Here is a 17,981-nt window from a genome sequence, read left to right as displayed (position 1 = left end):
CCAAGCTGGTGCGTTTTTTGCTTGCTTCTGGTGCAATGCGTCACTCAGACCCTGTTTTGGCGCTTTTTTCACACCAAAATAGATCATTCCGCACGGAGACTTCTTATGGACGCACTACAACAGGGCGCAAACGCTCTCTTCATTCTGTTGGGCGGCATCATGGTGCTGGCCATGCACGCCGGCTTTGCCTTTCTGGAACTGGGCACGGTTCGCAAGAAAAACCAGGTCAACGCCCTGATCAAGATCCTGGTGGACTTCTCGGTCTCGACCATCGTCTACTTTCTGGTGGGCTACGGCGTGGCCTACGGCACCCACTTTTTTGTTGGCGCCGAGCAGCTGGCTGAGAAAAACGGCTACGAGCTGGTGAAGTTTTTCTTCTTGCTCACCTTCGCCGCCGCCATTCCCGCCATCATCTCGGGCGGCATCGCCGAACGCGCCAAATTCTGGCCCCAACTGATCGCCACCGCCGTGATCGTGGGCCTTGTGTATCCCTTCTTTGAAGGCATCGCCTGGAACGGCCACTTCGGCATACAGGCCTGGATCGAGGCCACCACGGGCGCCAGCTTCCACGATTTCGCCGGCTCGGTGGTCGTGCATGCCGTGGGTGGCTGGATCGCCCTGCCCGCCGTGATCTTGCTGGGCGCACGCTCCAACCGCTACCGCAAAGACGGCGGCATGTCGGCCCACCCGCCTTCGAGCATTCCTTTTCTGGCGCTGGGCGCGTGGATTCTGTGCATTGGCTGGTTTGGCTTCAACGTGATGAGCGCCCAGACGCTGGACAAGATCTCGGGCCTGGTCGCCGTGAACTCGCTCATGGCCATGGTGGGCGGCACGCTGGCGGCCCTGCTCGCCGGCAAGAACGACCCCGGCTTCGTGCACAACGGCCCGCTGGCGGGCCTGGTGGCCGTGTGTGCCGGCTCCGATGTGATGCACCCGATTGGGGCCCTGGGCGTGGGCGCCATCGCCGGCGGCCTGTTTGTGTGGATGTTCACGCTCACGCAAAACCGCTGGAAGATCGACGATGTGTTGGGCGTCTGGCCGCTGCACGGCCTGTGCGGCACCTGGGGCGGCATCGCAGCGGGCATCTTTGGGCAACATGCCCTGGGCGGCCTGGGCGGTGTGAGCTTCATGGCCCAACTCATCGGCACCGCCATGGGCGTGGGCTGGGCTTTGCTGGGCGGCTTTGTGGTTTACGGCGTGCTCAGGACCACGATCGGCATCCGCCTGACGCAAGAAGAAGAATACGACGGCGCCGACCTCACCACCCACCGCATCAGCGCCACGCCAGACCGGGAAGTGAGCTGGTAAGCGCCCCGCCCTGACCGGGGATCCAGCTGGAGCACCCTCGGGTACTGACGATGTGCCCCATCCAGAAAAGGCACAAAGCCCTTGGTGTGACTATTTCATCAACCGGCCGGAGCTGCCGATGACGGTCACTTCCACTGTGCGCGAACCAATGCGGTTGGTGGGCGAATAGTTGACCACCAGGCCGCCCAGGTCGAACTTCTGGAGCGACTCCAGCGCCTTGACCACGCGTTCACGCGTGGGCGCTGGCCCCGCACGGCGCAGGGCTTCAACAAGCACCTTGGCACCCAGAAATTCTTCAAAACTGGTGTAGTTCACTTCCGCACCGGGCGCGTATTTCTTCAGCAATTGCTGGTATTCGCGCACCACCGGCAGCTTGGCCTGGTAGGGATACGGCACCACCTGGCTGATGCCCAGGCCATGGGCAAACTCAAGACCCGCCAGGCGAACAATCTCGGCCGGGTTCACCACCGAAATGTTGTAGAGCTGCGCGGCGCCGCCCGTTTCGCGGTACTGCTTGATGAACGCCGCGGCGGGCTTGTTGATCGCGATCATGATCACCGCTTGCGGTTTGGCCGCTGCGATCGTCTTCACGGCTTCGGCGACGTCGTCGGTGTTGCGCGGGTAGCCTGCCGCTGCCACCACTTTGAGTTTGCGACGCTCCAGCGCTGATTCCACGCCCTCCAGCCCCGACTTGCCAAAGCCATCATCCTGGTACATCACGGCGATGCGGTTCATGCTGAGCGTGGTCAGCTGCTGCACCATGTGCTCCGCCTCATCCGCATAGCCGGCGCGCACATGAAAGATCCAGGGATTGAACGGCGAGCGCAGCGATTCGCCACCGCTGTAGGGTGCGACCAGTGCTGCACCGCCGGCGGCGAGCACCCCGTCTTTGAGCAGCTGCGTGATGTTGGCGGTGCCGGCGAAGCCAAACAGGGCAACCACCTCCGGCTTGGCGAGAAGCTCCCGGGTACGCGCCACCGTTTTGTCCACCTCGTAACCATCATCGAGCACCACCTGGCGAATCGCTGCGCCGTTGATGCCCCCTTGGGCGTTGATGGACTCGAAGTAGATTTTGCCGCCGAGCACCATTTGCTCACCGGTGCTGGCCAACACGCCCGTGAGTGGCGCCACCTGCCCGATGACGATTTCGGCGGCAGTCGCCTGGATGTGCGTCAACGCCAGGAACAGGCTGAGCGCCAGGGCGAACGTGGCGCGCAGCGTTCCGAAAGCGCGCCGAATGAGATTGCAAGTCATGGATGTCTCCTGTTGTTTTTAGTTGGCTAGCCCCGCTACCGCTGCTGGTCGCAGTGCTGCAAAGACGCACATTTGGTTACCCCGACGGCGCTGTGCGTCACCTTAGTGGTATTGGCCGTCACAGGCGTGCCGACTGTCGGGTGCAGGTTGACGTTCGTCAGGGCGACAGCGCTGCCCACCAGATTCACAGATTCACGGGTCATAAAGAATCGGGATTGCGTTCCAATTTGCTTGACACAAGCCAGAAAGTGGCGGCTTGCTTCCCTGTTTGGTTGTTCTGCATCGCTGGCGCCACCGACGCCCAAGGCCGCACCCCAAGCGCCCACGGTGCTGGCCAAGACCCCAAGGAAGTCAGCGTTGGGCCCAAGTTGCGTTGGCCTCACCGCGTTTGGCAAGATTGACAGTGAGAGCACCTCGCATCACACCAAGGGCGGCAGAATGTATCCAAACGCTACAGAACAACAACCGCGCGATCAAAAGACGCGGCCATGGCGACAGGGCGGGACAAACTTGTTTCAAGATCCAAGCCACGGTCAAAACCAAAGCCAGAGAACTGCGCCGATTCAGATCCGGGTTGACCGCGACTTCACCCGCCCCCGGGTGATTGATTTGCTGCGCGAACACCTCGCCGGCATGCACGCCGAGTCACTGCCAGAAAAGGTATGCGCGCTCAACTTGGGCGCCCCGCACCAATCCAAGATCCCCTTCCTCACCGCGTGGCGTCAGAACGGCTCCGAGCAAACAGACGATCCATAGATGGCCTTGCGGCGCCATCAATGAACTCGACCCACACCACGGTGAAATCAAGCCCATTCGCCCCGCAGCGCGCTACATGCGCCAGGGAGCTGGTCAAGCTGTTTTGACCGGAGTGCTCCACATCGCACGGCGGTGCGGCGATGGACGGATGAGATTGGAGACCCGAACCACGCTCGGGTATGAGCTGGCGGTGGCGAAGTACCAGTGCTTTGGAATTGTGAAGGTTGGGCCGTTTGGGGATGACCGAGTCGATCCGTTCAGCCGGTTGATACCGATGCAGTCCCTCACTTGATCTGCAGTAGCAGGCCCTTTTTGACTGCATAAAGCGTATCCTATGAGCTACACTTCACCCGAGCCTGCTCTGGTAACAGCGGTCTTTCTTGGCTGGCCCAGCGCACCAAATGACCGAACCATCCGAGCCCGCCTTCAAGTGCGGGCAGACTGACTCACGCACCGCGATCCGAGCCAGCGAAATGCCACTGATACGGCACTTGACACAACACCATGAGTAAAACTGCTGCACCCACAGCCCCGAAAAAAACCACGGCCTTCGACATGGCCGAACAGCTGCACACGCCCAAAGAAATGGCCGCCTACCTTGATGCTTGGCTCACCGACGCGCCCGACGACACCGCCGGCATCGCCCGCGCACTGGGTGATATCGCCCGTGCCAAAGGCATGACCCAGGTCGCCCGCGATGCCGGCCTGAGCCGCGAAAGCCTTTACAAAGCGTTGAGCGAAAACGGCAATCCGAGCTTGGCAACCGTGCTCAAAGTGGCCAAAGCGTTGGGGGTACAGTTGCATGCAGAAGTCGCTTGAGGAAAAAGGGCAAGACCTGAGCTTGACTCATGAAATGTCTGCCCTCTGTGGCAAACCGACCAGATCCGGAGTATGAGCGCTGACAAGGACTCTGAACTGGCGCAAGTGGACATTCACAAAGAAGGCCCACTTTCGATTGTGCTCTTCAAGCTCGCACACGACACCGAGCGCGAGCGCGTATCCATTGGTGACCTGCTCACGGCACTGGGAGATCGGGCAATAGGTGCTTTGATGTTCATTTTCGCAGTGCCCAACGTGTTGCCCGTGCCGCCAGGCGTGTCAGCCGTCTTGGGCACACCGCTGATCTTCTTGTCGGCGCAGTTGATGTTGGGGCTCAAGCCGTGGCTGCCCACGATCGTCACCAAGCGCTCTTTCGCGCGAAAGGATTTCGCCATCTTGATGCGCCGGGTGGTGCCCTGGCTCGCCCGGGCCGAGAAGCTGCTCCAACCGCGCGCCGCCCTACTCGTTGCACCTCCAATTGAGAATGTGATCGGTTTTGTCTGCTTGCTGCTGGCCTGCGTGCTGGTGCTGCCCATCCCGCTGGGAAATATGCTGCCGGCTCTAGCGATCAGCGTGCTCGCGCTGGGCGTGCTGGAGCGCGATGGCTGGTGGGCCATGGCAGGTTTGGTGTGTGCTGCTGTTGCGGGCACCGTGGTTTACGGCATTGTTCTTGCGGTGATCAAAGGCGCGCTCTACCTGTTCTTGCAGACCTTCCGATGACGCGCCCATTCGCAAACACATTCATCACCAAGCGATGGCGGGGCGAGGTGCCCATGCGCACCGTCTTCTGGCGCGACATGCTGGTTTTTGGTACGGTTGTGAACATGCTGGCCAGCTTTGCCGCCTTGATGGTTCTCGCCCAGCAAGACCATGCTGGAGGGGCCATTGCCTTGCATTTCTTGCCACTTCCCTTAAACGCCTCTCTGCTCTGCGTCGTGCTGCGTTCGCCGCAAAGAACAAATGCCGTTGTTGCCGCAGCAGTTGGCTGGTTCGTTGCCATGTTGATTGCCTGAAGGCCGTTTGCGGTCCCGCCTCATGGTCGATGAGGCCCCTGCAGCCTGTACGGACACGTTGAATGACGTGATGGATGTCTAGCGGTAGACAGGCGAGTCACATCTCGGGATGTTTTGAGGACCTACACCTAGCCTTTTCTCCAAAACTTATTTCAAGGGCAAAAGGTTAGACCTGACTCTCAACGACTGACCTTCAAGGACGCTGTCTGTGCAGACTCAATCAGCCCCCGTTCCTGGGTCACCGGCTGCCCATGTCCAAATCTCCGCTGTTGAGTCTCATCCATTCCATGGCGTCGGCCTGCACTTGTTCTCGGGTCAGTGAACTGGGGGCCGGAGCCTTGGCCGACATCACATGGCCAAAAGGACCTTCATCAAATTCGGAATTGCTGGGGATTGACCCTTCTTTGAGAGACTGCAGATACTCGGAACGCACTTCCGCGCGTGTTTTTGTGCTGTGCTGCGATGGTTCGTCTACCTGCGGGTAGATCTCCTGTGCAGCAGCGGGAAAAACCTGAAAGGCAGCCATGCAAGCAAGGCTGCCAGCCAAGGCAAGTGGTTTGACGATCGAAACGTTCATGATGATCTCCTTGTCGAAAATGACCCTCCGGACAGGACGGCTTTGTGTCTTCTTGTCCGTCACTTATCGGTGAACCATCCAGTGATGTTTTTTTCACCGCATGATCAGTGTGACCAAGGCGATACCGGCCGTCGAGTCATCCAAACGCCATACACCGTTGCCAATTCCGACCCAATCGTCCACAGGTCACGGACGATCCACGTGAAGACAAAACACCAATACTGGTACCTGTATGAGCCGGTGTGGGGTCGGATTCAGAACCCGATGCGGAGGGTTGTGAAGGCAAGCGTTTAGGACTATCGTCTAGCCTTCAGCGGGGGTCAACGCCATGGACAGACTTTTGTCTTTGCAGGTGTTTTCGAGAGTGGTCTCGGAAGGTGGTTTTTCTTCCGCTGCTCGCGCACTCGACCTGTCTCCGACCGCTGTTTCCCGCCTGGTCAGTGATCTGGAAGATCATTTGGGTACCCGCCTGATTCAGCGCACGACACGCAAGCTCGCGCTGACCGAATCCGGGATCGTCTACCTGCAGATGACCCAAAGCGTTTTGCAACAAATCAACGATGCGGATATCGCCGCCCAAAACAGTTCTAGCGTGCTGATGGGTACCTTGCACATACTCACGACGCCCATGCTGGCGTCGTATTTTTTTGCACCACTGGCTGCGCGCTGGCGCGAACGACATCCGGAGGTGATGCTTGATGTCAGCGTTGACCCTTTTTCGCACCTGCGGGTTGAGGAGTTTGACCTGACGCTCATGGCTGTCGGAGACGATTACGACGGTGACATCGTGGCGCGCGCATTGGGCAGAACTGAACGCATCCTGTGTGCCTCACCGGGCTACCTGCTTCGCGCAGGAACGCTCGCCTGTCCGTGCGAACTGCGGGAGCATGACTACCTGGAGTTTCCGTGGAAAAAATCACCGGGGCACAGCAGCGGACATCGACTGAGGCTGACCCATGACATGCTTGGCACAGCACCCGTCGATGTGGAAATGAAAGTGGTGTTGCAGTCGCTCAGTTTTGATGTGTTGCTGCGTGCAGCTTTGGCTGGCGCAGGTCTGTGCCTTGTGTCAAAGCACCTTGCCCGACCGTACGTCAGGGAAGGCGCACTGGTGCGTGTGCTGCCCGAATGGCAAGCCGGCGGCCTGACTATTTATGCCGCCCTCCCGACACGCAAATTTGTGCCGGGGCGGGTCGCGGCCATGCTTGATTTTTTATTGGCGGAAGGGAGACAGACTTTTGGGCCGGACCCCGGGTGACCGTCAAGCGGTAGGTTCCGCCAAAAAAAAAAAAGATGGTTGCTGCCTGGGGCTTTTCCAGAGACACAGACTCGAAACAGGCAGAAAATACGCCTATCGATTCGCTATCTCCTGTCTGGGACTGGCCATGTTGAAATCAGTTTTCGGTGGATTTCCCCGTGTCGCCGGGAAACAGCTCAAACGTGTGCTGCGTGTGCGTCCATGCGTTAGCCTTCACCGGTGTGCGGCGCATCCACTGAGCGTGACCGCATCACCACAGGCCCCATCATCGAAGCTGCTGATGCACAGCACACTGCGCCACTTGGTCAAGACGAGTCGGGTCGTTTTTCTGATCACTCTTTGCATGCACGCCAAAGCGAATGTCCCGGGAGAATTCGTTCCGAAGAAAGAAAACTGGAAAAGTCCTCAAGGCTTCACGATCCCCAATCCCTCGTCGAAAGCGGTGGTCGTGTTCTTGCACGGCTCGTTCATCGAAAAGCTGGACGACGCATGTGACCCCAATGGACAGGCTCCGGGCTTTTCCGTGCCCGAGGTCGTGAGGCAATTGGCCGGAGCCGAAATTGCGGGACTGGAGGTCGTCGTTTATGCGCCCTGCGATGGCAAGGCGACGGCGCTGGGGGAACCGCTCAAAATTGACCAGCGGGTCGCCGCGATTGAAAAGACGCTGGCGGAACTTGGCCGCGCGGGGGTCGATCCATCGCGAATCGTACTGGTGGGGCACTCGGCTGGGGGATGGGCAGCGCTGCTGCACGAAAAGCGTTACCCCGGAAGCGTCAACTCTGTCATTGCTTTTGCCCCTGCGTTTGCCGGTAAAAAGCGGTGGAGACCCGATGTCTGGCAGCAGCGCCACAATGAGCAAGCCGCTGAAATTGGATCTGCTGACCAGATTCCAGCGCTTGTTTTTTCCTTCGATAACGACGCCTACAACACACCCAGGGATCTGGGATTTCTCTCCCGGATCAAGGGTACGACGCTCCTGCGTATGCCCGACAAGTCCATAGCCGGCGTGGCCTGTGAAATCCCACTCTTCGCATCGAGCCACGCGAATGCTTACCGGAAATGTTTCAGCAATACCCAGACCATTGTGTTGCTGGATTTTCTTCACAAGCATCTTCGGCGGCAGCACGAGGCTGCGCCGGCAACCCGTGACCAACCTGTTGCCGGCACGGATACCGCCAGCGTCGGCTCCCTCTCCGATGTGTCCTTGAGCGAAGGCTCCAAGAGACAAGCAAGATAGCGAAGTTGAGGGTCACGAAGTTGAGGGGCAGATCTTGTCTTTTGCCTCGCCAGACGCTGCAAAGGCATAGCACCCAGTCTTGCCCCCGACAGCCTGAGGGCCAGGAACAGGCAAGAAGACAGGGTAAGCCCCGCTTCCGCTAATTCTCAAGGCCGCACATCAGGTGCCGGCGTGGTGGGCACGCCTTGATCCAGCGCGGCCTGGTGCTGGATGGCCAGGGCGCGCTGAAACGCTGGTCGCTGTTGCAGGCGGGCCCAGTAGGCGGCAACGGGTGGGGTGAACTGTGTGCTCAAGCCCAGGTGGCTGGCCACCAGGAGGGCGTAACCCACCGCCACATCGACGGCGGTGAAACGGCCGGCGCACAGGTGGTCGTGCTGACCCTGTTGTTGTTGCAAGGAGGCATCCGCGGCGCGCAGCCGGGCCAGGAACCAGCGGCTGTAGTCTTCAACCACTTGGGGCTGCTTGCGCTCGGTGGGCTCAAAGTGCGCGTACCGCAGCACCAGGGTTTGCGGGAAGGTCAGCGTGGCATCGCTCATGTGCAGCCAGTTCAGGTAGCTGCCATAGCCGGGTTCGTCCACGGCCACATCCAGATGACCCGGGCTGTGTCGTCGCGCCAGGTATTCGCAAATGGCAGCCGACTCGGTCATGCGGGTACTGCCGTCGACCAGTAGGGGTACGGTGCCCAAGGGGTTTTCTTGCAGGTAGTCGCGTGCCAGCGCGCGGGGCGGAAAAGGCAGCATCTTCAGCGTGTAAGGCAGACCCAGCTCTTCCAGCATCCACAGGGGGCGGAACGATCGGGCGCTGACGCAGTGATACAAGATCAGGGGCATGGGGGTGACTTCTTTCTTTGAGGGTGCTTAATGGCCAAGGCCAGACTCCGATGGCTTTGAAACATACACCATGCGACAGAATTTGAAAGCAACGCGAGGGCCTTGGGGGTCAGATACCCTCGGGCCTTTTGCCTCGCCGCATCCAGAAAAGGCAAAGGCCAAGGCTTGGCTCCAAAGCCCTTGCCGGCATCCACATGGGCCTCAGATCAACCCCTGAGCCAGTGCCTCGAACACCACCCGTATCCGCCGCGAAGTGCGCAGTTCGCGGTGGGTGACCAGCCAGATCGGGAAGCGCACGGGCGGCACGTCGTCGAGGACGCGGACGATACCAGTGGTATCGCGGGCAATTTCGTCCATCATGACGCCAATGCCCATGCCTTGGCGCACCAGGGCCCAGTGCGCAATGGAGTGTTCGGCGTAACAACTGAAGTTCGCTTCAGTGACAGGAAGGCCGTGCTGGCGAAGGTAAGTGAGGAACAGCCCAGAGCGATCAGAGCCCACAAAGGGCAAGTGGGCGGCTGCTTCGGCGCTGCGAGGGTGGCCATGGGTTCTCACCCACTCTTCAGACGCGTAGAAACAGGCCGTGGCTTCGCGGATCAGCCGGGCGATCAAGTCGGGCTGCTCGGGTTTGACGTGGCGAATGGCGATGTCGGCCTCGCGCCTGAGCAGGTCGCTCAGCGCATTGGATGAAATCACCTCGATGGCAATGCCGGGTTCTTTCTCGCGCAGTTGCCGCACCAGCGGGGGAAGCAGGTGGGCTGCCACGGCGTCGCTGGCCGAGATCGAGACCACGCCCTCGACCGCCTCGGAGCGGCCGGTGGCCGCCAGGCTGAGGGCCTGGGCGGCCGCGCCCATGGCGCGGGCGTGTTCCAGCAAATCCAGCCCGGTGGGGGTCAGCGCCATGCGTTTGCCCACCCGTTCGAACAGGGTCACGCCCATGCGCTGCTCTATGGCGGCCACTTGACGGCTCAGGGTGGGTTGGGTCAACCCCAGTTTGCGAGCCGCCGCCGACAGCGAGCCGGTTTCGGCGGTCTCCAGAAAGGCTCTGAGCTGGTTCCAGTCGGTTCTTTCCATACGCAAATGTATATCTCCACTGCAAATGATCGCTATTCCCTTGGCAACCTTGCATGGATAGCATTCAGCCATCGCCGCTCAAACGACTTCTGTCTTCACCCAATATGCCACCCTCAACCACCGACTCGCGCTCAGACGCCACTCCCCTGCCTGCGGCCAATGCCTCGGCCGCCAGCAAGGCTGTTTTCTGGAACCGCATTGCGCGGAAATACGCGGCCGATCCGATCTCGGACATGGCGGGCTACGAGGCCACCCTGCGCCACGTGCAAAGCCTGTTGACCGCCGATCAGAATGTGCTGGAGATGGGCTGCGGCACGGGCACCACGGCTCTGCGCCTGGCGCCTTCGGTCGGGCGCATGCACGCAACGGATGTTTCGGCAGAAATGATCGCCATCGCCCGCGAAAAGTTGGCTGCGCAACCGGTGCCGCAGTTGGGCTTCTCGGTGGCCGACGCCGACACCCCCGGGTTCGGAGCAGGCGCATACGACGCGGTGCTGGCGTTCAACTTGCTGCACCTCGTGGGCGATCTCGATTGTGCGCTGGCGCTTGCGGTGCAGGCATTGAGGCCGGGCGGGTTGCTGATTTCCAAAACGCCCTGTATCGCCGAGATGAATCCCTTGATACCCAAGCTGGCGCTGCCACTGATGCGGGCCATCGGCAAGGCACCACACGTGCTGTGCTTCAAGGCGGAGCAACTGCAGTCTGCCATCGCCCGGCAAGGCATGGAGATCGTGTCGGTCGAACGGCATGGCACGCGGGGCAAGGATTTTCGGGTCTTCATTGTGGCCCGCAAGCTGGTCTAGGAATCTGCGCCCATTGGGCTGCTTTGTGGCCACCGACGCAGGGCGTTCAATCACGGCGGCGGCCCAGCGCGGCTTCATTGCCCAGCCGTCCATCAGGACGGCCATCAAGGGGCTGGAACGACCTGGGTACACCCTTGTTTGAGCACACCCGTACCGGCCGGTGCCGACAGCCGGGGGCACACGGCCGTACCCTCGTGCGAGCAACCTGCTGGCCAATTCCCGCGCCGGGGGGCAAGACTTTCGCGCCGCAGCTTCCGCTCCGCTCACCCTTTGCCGGCAAGACGACCTGCCCGCCACCCATACAGAGACGGCGCGCAACGCGGTCGTGCGCTCACTCACCAAGCCCATGGCCATGGGCCGCCGCGTGGGGCTGGCCTGCGCGCCGGGATGGCCCGACCATTGAACTGATCGTGCGGCTGGCGGCCGCATGTCCCCTTCCACCCAAGCCCGGTATCGCCGTGTGAAGTCGCCCACTCCCGCTCACCGTGCCGGGGAGCATATGAAGGTGATCGGGGTGCGCCTGCTGCGGTCCCCTGTCTGTGTTCAATATCTCGCTACCCATTGAACAGCAAGCGTCCTGCATTTCTGCTCATGCACCGCCGCGCCGGAAACCCTCGGTATGGCAACAGCGGCAACACATCTCGGGGTTGACGGCAGGCCGCTGCACGATCACCACCCGACCGCCGTCGACCGGGTTGGGCAAACCGTTTTCGCCGCCGTGTTCATCGGGGGCACGGGCATCGGGTTCAGGTCCTGCCTTTTGCCTTGCATCAAACAATCCCGTCCACCGCAAGGACAATGGGGCATCAGAGGCCTGATCCTTCGCGGGACAGCAATCAAGGACATTAACGCCCAGATGTTCAAATTTTTTCACCAGCTCTTGAGCACGTCGCCAAAGAGCCCCGGCGCAGGGGGCACAACGCACCCGCCAGCGCCAGCGCCAGCAATTGAAAGGCAACCCGACCGGCTGGAAGCGCCTGGCACCGACGCGATCGATGTGCCGGCCCACATGCCCGAGGAGGCGGGCTTCCCGATGCCCGATTGGGATGCCCTCTTGAAATGGGTCGCATCGATTCCCGCCGAAGCCGATCAGGCACACGCATGGATGCGGCTGGAGCTCGCCTGGGTGCAGCGCCTGCAGGCTGCACTGGGCGCGGGGTACACCATGCGCCTGGCAGACAATGTGGTGCTGCTGTCTTCGCTCGACGATGCAGCGGCCCGGGCCACCTTGGCCCACGTGAGCCGATCCCGGCAGCGGGTGCTGCACACGCTCAAAGGCGTGGCCGAGGTGGCGGAATGGGGGGTGGACATTCTGGTGGTGCTGGATGACCACGACACCTACTACCGCTATGCCGGCAACCACTACCCCGACGAGGGTGAGTTCGCCTTCAGCAGCGGCATGTACCTCAACGCCGGCTGCGGCCACTTCATCGTGGTCAAAGACGAGCTGCTGGCCATCGAGCCCACCATCGTTCACGAGATCACCCACGCCTGCCTGAGCCACCTGCCCATACCGGCCTGGCTCAATGAAGGGCTGGCCGTCAATATCGAGCAACGCTTTTACCCCCAAGCCAACGGCGGCCACGACGCCAGACACCAGCACCGGCGCCACCAGCAGTTTTGGGGGGCCCCCGAGATCCAGCAATTCTGGTCGGGCGACTCGTTCGCGCGCACCGACGAAGGCAATGCACTTTCCTACGACTTGGGCCGCATCTTGACCACCCAGTTCGCCGCCGACTGGCCCCGTTTTGCAGGCTTCGTCAATGCGGCCGATCTGGTCGACGGCGGCGCCAAGGCCGCCCAAGATCACCTGGGCCTGTCGTTGGGCCGCATTGTGTGTGCACTGCTGGAGCTGGACTACAACGAAGCATTTGAGCCCCATGCACACGGCTGGCAAAGCACCGACAGAGCAAGCCGATCCCAAGCGCATTGAAGGCATGCCCCCAGGCCAGCGTCACGGCGTTGGGGGCCGGAGCATGAGCGTTGGAAGCGACGGCGGCGGGAAAGAGTTTGCACAGATTCCGTGCCCAGGCGGGCACGCGCTGCAGGGTGTTGTTAAGGTCGACACTCTGATTGCAGCGGCGCTCGGCCCGCGCAACGCCCAAACACCCAGGAGATCTGCCGCCATGAGTTCAGTGCACCCGCCCGCCAGCATCTGGACGGTGCTCCAGGACAAGCCGTTTCGCGGCATGTGGGGCGCGAGCTTCGGGTACTTCACGGCCAACGGCATGATGGCCATGGCGGCCGCCTGGATGATGGTCGAGCTGCAGGCGTCTGCGTTTGTGGTGGCGCTGGTGCAAACGGCGGTCTTCCTGCCCATGTTTGTGTTGGCTTTGCCCGCGGGTGTGGTGGCCGATACGACCGATCGACGGCATTTGCTGCTGACCACCCTTGTGGTGCAGGCGCTGGGCGTGGCGGTGTTGTCGATGGCTTTGCTGGGCGGTGTGGCGGGCACGGCCACGGTGTTGTTCTTCACGCTGTTGTTTGGCTGTTGCACCGCCGTGTTGTCGCCGGCATGGAACTCGATGGTGGGCGAGATGCGGCCACGCGAAGAGTTGCCGCATGTGATTCTGTCGATGAGCATGGCCTACAACGGCGCGCGGGCGCTGGGGCCGGCGCTGGCGGGCCTGTTGTTTGCCTGGCTGGGATCGGCCTGGGTGTTTGTGCTCGCTTCTGGCGGGATCATCGGGCTGTGGTGGGCGGTGCGGCGTTGGCCACCCAAGCCCCACCCTTTGAGCCGTTTGCCTGCCGAACGGGTCTGGGGGGGCACGCTGGCGGCTTTGCGCTACGCCCGCCATTCCACACCCATGCTGGCGCAACTGCTGCGAACAGCCGCGTTTGGTGGCACCGGTTCGGCGCTGTGGGCGCTGTTGCCGGTGATCGGTCAGCAGCGTCTGGGCCTGGGCGCTGAGGGTTTTGGATTGCTGATGGCCTGCCTGGGAGCGGGTGCCGTGGGTGTTGGGGTGTTCTTCGGGGCGCTGCGCCAGCGATTCGGGCTGGAAAAGCTGGTGGTGGGCAGTGGTGTGCTGTTCTCGATGGTGATGCTGGTGACCGCGTTGTCTCACACCCGCGCGCTGGTGTATGCGGCGCTGGTGCTCGGCGGCGCCTGCTGGATGGTGGTGATGACCACTTACAACACGGCCACGCAAGGCAGCGCGCCACCCTGGGTGCGTTCGCGCGCTTCGGCGTTGCACGTGTTGTCGGCCCTGGGCTCGTTTGCGCTCGGATCGGCCTTGTGGGGTGCGATGGCCAGTTTGGCGAGTCTGCCCACGGCCCTGTGCGTGGCGGCGGCGGCGGTGTTGATCGGCGCGCTGCTGGGGCCCTTGTTTCCTTTGCGCATGGGTGAGCACAAGGACGTGACCCAGGTGGTGCCTTTTGAAGATTTGCTGGTGGCCGACACGCCCCAGCCCAACGCTGGACCGATCGCCGTGGAGCTGAGCTACCGCATCGTGGCGGGCCAATCCACCCATTTTATGAACGCGCTGTCTTTGCTGAAAGCCCCCAGGCGGCGGGACGGCGCCACCTTCTGGCGCATTTACCACGACCTGGGTGACCCCTCCCGCTATGTCGAGCGGTTCATTGTGTCCAGCTGGGCCGACTATCTGCACCAGCGCGCCCGCACGACCATGGCCGACAAGGAGCTGGAAACCCAGCTCCTGACCTTCCTGCAACCCGGCACTTCGGTGGTGTTGCAGCACTACATCGCAGAGCGCTGAGGGGTTGGAGCGGGGACTTGGGGGTCAAGCCAAGGGGCCTGAATACGCAGATTCGCCAGAACCGGGCTGGCCAGGCAGCCCCCTTGACGTTCAGGTGTGGGGTACCTGCTGCTGAATGGCGCTGGCATCGACCGTGACGCCAGCGGCCCTCAAGCGAGTGGACACCGCTGCGCAGCCCGTGTTGCCTTGCGCTACGGTTTGGGGCTGGCCCCCCGTAAACTGAAGCCACAGCTTCGGCGCCTTGCCACTTTCCTGGCCCTCGACCCAAGCCCGCGCCACGTGTTCAGGGGCCTTGCAAGCGCGCAGCAACAGGGAACGGCGGGTCTGACGGATGTCCCACCGGTGAAGCGCCAAATGTCCCCCGAAAAGAAGGGTGGCCAGCAAGATGGCAAATTGAAGGTTGTTCACAAAAAATGGTCAGGGTCGATGCGTGGTCTGCCGCGCATGGTTCGGGTAAACCCTATATTTTACCCAACTGACCAACGGGTTGCACAGGCTCTCTCCCACTCCGGTCAACCCGCAGGTTGCGATGACCAGTCTGGCCGGCTTGCCCACGGCCTCGTGCGGGGCGGCGGCGATATTGACCGGCGCGCCGCTGGGGCCCTTGCTTCCTTTGCGCAGGGGTGCGCACAAAGCCCCGGCACATCGGCGGTCTCGCAGCATTGCATCGATGAGCGCTGAGCGCTGAGGGGGGTGGAGCGGGGACTTGGGGGTCAAGATCTGGCCCCAAAAGTGGCACATCCACCCCGTCTGCTTCACGGCACGCTGGTGGGAAAGCAGGGGGTCAAGCCGAAGGGCTGAAATCCATGGATTCGCCAGAACCGGCCTGGCCCCCGGCCGTCCCCTTGACTTGCAGGTCTGGAGTCCGTGCTGCTGAAGGGCGCTGGCTTAGACCGTGATGCCGGCTGCTCTCAAGCGTGCGACCGCTTTGGCGCAGCCCGTGCTTCCTTGGGCGGCCGTCTGGGGAGGCTCCCCGGTGAACTGAAGCCGCAGTTCAGGAGGCCCGTCATCTTCCAGGCTCTCGACCCAAGCTCGCTCCACGTGTTCAGGGGCATGGCATGCGCGCCGCAGCAGTGCACGGCGGGCGATGAGAATGCTCCCCCAGTGAAGCGCTGAGTGCCCGCCGAAAAGAAAGGCGGCCAGCAAGATCGCAAATAGAAAGATGTTCACAAGGGATGGCCAAGGCAAGACGGGTGGTCTGCCTCTGCAGGGGGTTCGACGAAACAAAAGTTTAGCAAACAGCCCCACCAGCAGTGCAGCCATGCCGCCACGCCGGTCAACTCTCAGTCTGTAGGGCGTGCGCGCAGGGCAAAGGCCATTTCAAGGGTGCGAGGGTCTCAGGGGCGATCGGGCCGACCGATGCGCCAAGGTCGTGGTGGATCCGCTGGGCTTGCCGTTGGGCCACATGATCTGTGCGCTCTTGGCGCTGGAATGCAATGAAGCCTTTGAGCCCGATTCGAAAGGCTGGCAAAACGGCCCAAACCAGGCGCTTTTTGGTTCAAGTCAGGGCCCCCCAGGCGCTCAGCGGCGCTCCTGCAAGTTGGCATCTTTGGGGTAGCTGATGGTGTAGTTGGCTGTAAAGCGCGCGGTCTGTCCGGCCGCGAGCGGCTGGCTCCAGAGGGCCACGCCGGGTTGCTCATGCCAGGTGGTGGTTTCTGGTTGAGGCTCGAAGCGGGTGCCCACCTCCACCTTTTCGTCCACCGACACCGGCGCAGATTCCAGCACCTGCAACTGAATGGGGCTGCGGTGGCGGTTTTCAACCGTGTAGGCGCGGGCCACGGTGCGCTCCACGCGGGAGCCCACAAAGCCGGCGCTGCCGCGCTGGTCTTGCTCCGGCTCCACGCGCACCACGGTGAGTTCGTCCAGCCCGAAGGGCAGGCTCAAAACGCCTTTTCCGCCAGTGCGCAGGTTGTCGGACCCCACGTAGGCGCCATCGCGGTAGAGCTGCAACGTCCCTTGCGGCCACACCCCTTCGGGTTGGGCCACCTCGGCGACCAGCCATGCGCTGGCGCCTGAAGCGGGGGTGGTGCGGGTGACGAGCTTGGCGGTGAGCGCTTGCGAGCCCAAAGCGAGCGTGACACGCTCGCCGCTGGACGGCACGTCGATGCGCTGGGGCACCACAAATTCGGTGGCGTAGGCGTTGTCAAACACGCTCACGTCAAACGAGGGGCTTGGGCTTGCATCGCCTGCAGCAGATTCGCGCTCGGCCATGGCCATCACCGGCGCAGGGGCTCCGGCCATGGCCGACTTCCTGGCTTCCACTTCGGGGCGCGGCTGCGCAATGTCGATGCGCCATGGGCGGGGCAACGGGCCCGCTGTGCCGCGGCGCGGCTGGCCGGTCGACAGGCGCATGGGCACGCCCGTCCAGTCTTCGCCGGTGGCCTGGGCCACCTGGGCCTGGCGCTCCAGCTTGAGGGCGCCGGTTTGCGTATCGAGCAAAGCGCGGTAGGTGGGGGCCCAGCCAGGGCCGTTGATCTGGTAGACCAGACGCACTTCGGCGGCCTGCGGTGCATCGAGCGTGATGCTCACCGTGGTCACCCGCCCGCGCCCGGCCAGCACACGGCTGCGCTCGGCCAACAGGGGATTGAGTTCGCGGTCGAGGGCTTCTTGGGCGCGGTCAATCTGGTGTTGACGCAGCAGCGCTTCTTGCCCGGTGCGCCGAACGGTATCAACCATGGCGGCCACGGTTTTGGGGTCGGCGGCCTGACGCACGCCGCCGGCGCCGTCGCCCCCCGTGGTCACACCTTTGAGGTAGCCCGTGGCCAGTTTGATGGCCTCGTCTTCGGCGCCCAACACGGCCTTTTTGTCTTCCAGCAAACGGATGCGGCCATCGAGCGGCGTGCCCGAACAGGCGGGCACCGCTTCACGCGCTTCGGTCAAGACCGCCACCTCGCCCAAGCGGGCCGGCGCATCGGCCGATACCGCCAGGCTGGCCACATCCAGCGCCGCAGGCAAACACGAAAAAGTGAGCGTGCGAGCGCCGGCAGAGACCTTGGCAACCCTTTCAACCTTGGCGCTGCCGGGGTAGAGCGTGACCAACGCGATGCTGGAAGAGGCGGTCGCGGCGCCCGGGCTTTGGGCCCATGCCACCGGGCCGGCCACCAGCAAGGCGGCGCCGAGCACGGTCAGGGTCGGGCGAAATCGGCGATCAAAGTGGTGTGTCATGGCGGGGTCAGGTCTGGGACAAAGGGACGGGCGGCCACGCCCGGTGGAGCGCGATCACATGGGATGGGCCAGTGTACCGAGCACCCCGCGACCACCCGGCAAGGCAATCGAGTCCCTGCGCTGGTGGCGCCAGGAAATCAAGGCGCCAAGGCAGCAAACGACCTTGGTACC

17 protein-coding genes are annotated in these 17,981 nt (G+C 62.4%); 11 read left to right on the top strand and 6 right to left on the bottom strand.

What is annotated here, in order from left to right; all coding sequences use genetic code 11:
- The first annotated feature begins 105 nt into the window (after positions 1-105).
- Entirely contained in the window at positions 106-1,308 is a 1,203-nt protein-coding gene (locus E5678_RS21525) for an ammonium transporter (protein ID WP_136180425.1), read from the top strand.
- A 90-nt stretch (positions 1,309-1,398) separates the two neighbouring features.
- Here the strand turns inward: E5678_RS21525 and E5678_RS21520 are convergent, their stop codons facing one another.
- Positions 1,399-2,562, bottom strand: a complete 1,164-nt coding sequence (locus E5678_RS21520) for an ABC transporter substrate-binding protein (protein WP_136180424.1) — start codon at positions 2,560-2,562, stop codon at positions 1,399-1,401.
- A 327-nt stretch (positions 2,563-2,889) separates the two neighbouring features.
- On the opposite strand from E5678_RS21520, the gene E5678_RS22510 reads away from it, so the two are divergent.
- The 4 genes from E5678_RS22510 (at position 2,890) to E5678_RS21505 (ending at position 5,150) form a co-directional block, all read left to right on the top strand.
- Positions 2,890-3,318: a hypothetical protein gene (locus E5678_RS22510; protein WP_210731960.1), complete on the top strand. Its 429-nt coding sequence runs from the start codon at positions 2,890-2,892 to the stop codon at positions 3,316-3,318.
- Between the two features lie 504 nt (positions 3,319-3,822).
- The gene (locus tag E5678_RS21515) at positions 3,823-4,137 is read left to right on the top strand and encodes an addiction module antidote protein (RefSeq protein ID WP_136180423.1); all 315 of its coding nucleotides are present in this window, start codon (positions 3,823-3,825) and stop codon (positions 4,135-4,137) included.
- A gap of 72 nt (positions 4,138-4,209) precedes the next feature.
- Positions 4,210-4,857: an exopolysaccharide biosynthesis protein gene (locus tag E5678_RS21510; protein WP_136180422.1), complete on the top strand. Its 648-nt coding sequence runs from the start codon at positions 4,210-4,212 to the stop codon at positions 4,855-4,857.
- 53 nt (positions 4,858-4,910) lie between these two features.
- Positions 4,911-5,150: a hypothetical protein gene (locus E5678_RS21505; protein ID WP_136180421.1), complete on the top strand. Its 240-nt coding sequence runs from the start codon at positions 4,911-4,913 to the stop codon at positions 5,148-5,150.
- A gap of 238 nt (positions 5,151-5,388) precedes the next feature.
- On the opposite strand, the gene E5678_RS21500 is transcribed toward E5678_RS21505, so the two are convergent.
- Positions 5,389-5,727, bottom strand: coding sequence for a DUF4148 domain-containing protein (locus E5678_RS21500; protein ID WP_136180420.1), 339 nt, complete (start codon positions 5,725-5,727; stop codon positions 5,389-5,391).
- A 328-nt stretch (positions 5,728-6,055) separates the two neighbouring features.
- Between E5678_RS21500 and E5678_RS21495 the strand changes: the two genes are divergently transcribed.
- Positions 6,056-6,985 (top strand): LysR family transcriptional regulator, encoded by a 930-nt coding sequence (locus E5678_RS21495; RefSeq protein WP_136180419.1) that lies wholly within the window; start codon positions 6,056-6,058, stop codon positions 6,983-6,985.
- A 127-nt stretch (positions 6,986-7,112) separates the two neighbouring features.
- Positions 7,113-8,222, top strand: coding sequence for an alpha/beta hydrolase (locus E5678_RS21490; RefSeq protein ID WP_168708634.1), 1,110 nt, complete (start codon positions 7,113-7,115; stop codon positions 8,220-8,222).
- Positions 8,223-8,368: 146 nt separating this feature from the next.
- On the opposite strand, the gene E5678_RS21485 is transcribed toward E5678_RS21490, so the two are convergent.
- Complete coding sequence (locus tag E5678_RS21485; RefSeq protein ID WP_136180417.1) at positions 8,369-9,052, bottom strand: glutathione S-transferase family protein; 684 nt, start codon at positions 9,050-9,052, stop codon at positions 8,369-8,371.
- A 201-nt stretch (positions 9,053-9,253) separates the two neighbouring features.
- Positions 9,254-10,126: a LysR family transcriptional regulator gene (locus E5678_RS21480; protein WP_136180416.1), complete on the bottom strand. Its 873-nt coding sequence runs from the start codon at positions 10,124-10,126 to the stop codon at positions 9,254-9,256.
- Positions 10,127-10,230: 104 nt separating this feature from the next.
- Between E5678_RS21480 and E5678_RS21475 the strand changes: the two genes are divergently transcribed.
- The 4 genes from E5678_RS21475 to E5678_RS21460 all read left to right on the top strand — a co-directional run bounded on the left by E5678_RS21475 (position 10,231) and on the right by E5678_RS21460 (position 14,645).
- The gene (locus E5678_RS21475; RefSeq protein ID WP_136180415.1) at positions 10,231-10,929 is read left to right on the top strand and encodes a class I SAM-dependent methyltransferase; all 699 of its coding nucleotides are present in this window, start codon (positions 10,231-10,233) and stop codon (positions 10,927-10,929) included.
- A 160-nt stretch (positions 10,930-11,089) separates the two neighbouring features.
- Positions 11,090-11,332 (top strand): hypothetical protein, encoded by a 243-nt coding sequence (locus E5678_RS21470; RefSeq protein WP_136180414.1) that lies wholly within the window; start codon positions 11,090-11,092, stop codon positions 11,330-11,332.
- A gap of 477 nt (positions 11,333-11,809) precedes the next feature.
- A complete protein-coding gene (locus E5678_RS21465; RefSeq protein ID WP_136180413.1) occupies positions 11,810-12,862 on the top strand; it encodes a hypothetical protein in 1,053 nt (350 codons plus the stop codon).
- A gap of 193 nt (positions 12,863-13,055) precedes the next feature.
- On the top strand, positions 13,056-14,645 hold the full coding sequence (locus E5678_RS21460) for an MFS transporter (protein WP_136180412.1): 1,590 nt from the start codon (positions 13,056-13,058) through the stop codon (positions 14,643-14,645).
- Positions 14,646-14,735: 90 nt separating this feature from the next.
- Here E5678_RS21460 and E5678_RS21455 read toward each other — a convergent pair whose 3' ends face one another.
- Both E5678_RS21455 and E5678_RS21450 read right to left on the bottom strand, forming a co-directional pair.
- Positions 14,736-15,053, bottom strand: a complete 318-nt coding sequence (locus E5678_RS21455; RefSeq protein ID WP_136180411.1) for a hypothetical protein — start codon at positions 15,051-15,053, stop codon at positions 14,736-14,738.
- Between the two features lie 1,113 nt (positions 15,054-16,166).
- On the bottom strand, positions 16,167-17,810 hold the full coding sequence (locus tag E5678_RS21450; RefSeq protein WP_136180410.1) for a DUF4139 domain-containing protein: 1,644 nt from the start codon (positions 17,808-17,810) through the stop codon (positions 16,167-16,169).
- Positions 17,811-17,981 lie beyond the last annotated feature (171 nt).

The organism is Hydrogenophaga sp. PAMC20947, from assembly GCF_004795855.1.
In the GTDB taxonomy this organism is placed as follows: domain Bacteria; phylum Pseudomonadota; class Gammaproteobacteria; order Burkholderiales; family Burkholderiaceae_C; genus Hydrogenophaga.
Note: the sequence above shows the minus strand (reverse complement) of the source record. Positions and strands in the feature narration are given on the sequence as shown.

Bases quoted from the DNA above. Each gene is read 5' to 3' on its own strand.
- E5678_RS21525 (WP_136180425.1), top strand. From the start codon at position 106: ATGGACGCACTACAACAGGGCGCAAACGCTCTCTTCATTCTGTTGGGC.
- E5678_RS21520 (WP_136180424.1), bottom strand. From the start codon at position 2,562: ATGACTTGCAATCTCATTCGGCGCGCTTTCGGAACGCTGCGCGCCACG.
- E5678_RS21515 (WP_136180423.1), top strand. From the start codon at position 3,823: ATGAGTAAAACTGCTGCACCCACAGCCCCGAAAAAAACCACGGCCTTC.
- E5678_RS21510 (WP_136180422.1), top strand. From the start codon at position 4,210: ATGAGCGCTGACAAGGACTCTGAACTGGCGCAAGTGGACATTCACAAA.
- E5678_RS21505 (WP_136180421.1), top strand. From the start codon at position 4,911: ATGCGCACCGTCTTCTGGCGCGACATGCTGGTTTTTGGTACGGTTGTG.
- E5678_RS21500 (WP_136180420.1), bottom strand. From the start codon at position 5,727: ATGAACGTTTCGATCGTCAAACCACTTGCCTTGGCTGGCAGCCTTGCT.
- E5678_RS21495 (WP_136180419.1), top strand. From the start codon at position 6,056: ATGGACAGACTTTTGTCTTTGCAGGTGTTTTCGAGAGTGGTCTCGGAA.
- E5678_RS21490 (WP_168708634.1), top strand. From the start codon at position 7,113: ATGTTGAAATCAGTTTTCGGTGGATTTCCCCGTGTCGCCGGGAAACAG.
- E5678_RS21485 (WP_136180417.1), bottom strand. From the start codon at position 9,052: ATGCCCCTGATCTTGTATCACTGCGTCAGCGCCCGATCGTTCCGCCCC.
- E5678_RS21480 (WP_136180416.1), bottom strand. From the start codon at position 10,126: ATGGAAAGAACCGACTGGAACCAGCTCAGAGCCTTTCTGGAGACCGCC.
- E5678_RS21475 (WP_136180415.1), top strand. From the start codon at position 10,231: ATGCCACCCTCAACCACCGACTCGCGCTCAGACGCCACTCCCCTGCCT.
- E5678_RS21460 (WP_136180412.1), top strand. From the start codon at position 13,056: ATGAGTTCAGTGCACCCGCCCGCCAGCATCTGGACGGTGCTCCAGGAC.
- E5678_RS21450 (WP_136180410.1), bottom strand. From the start codon at position 17,810: ATGACACACCACTTTGATCGCCGATTTCGCCCGACCCTGACCGTGCTC.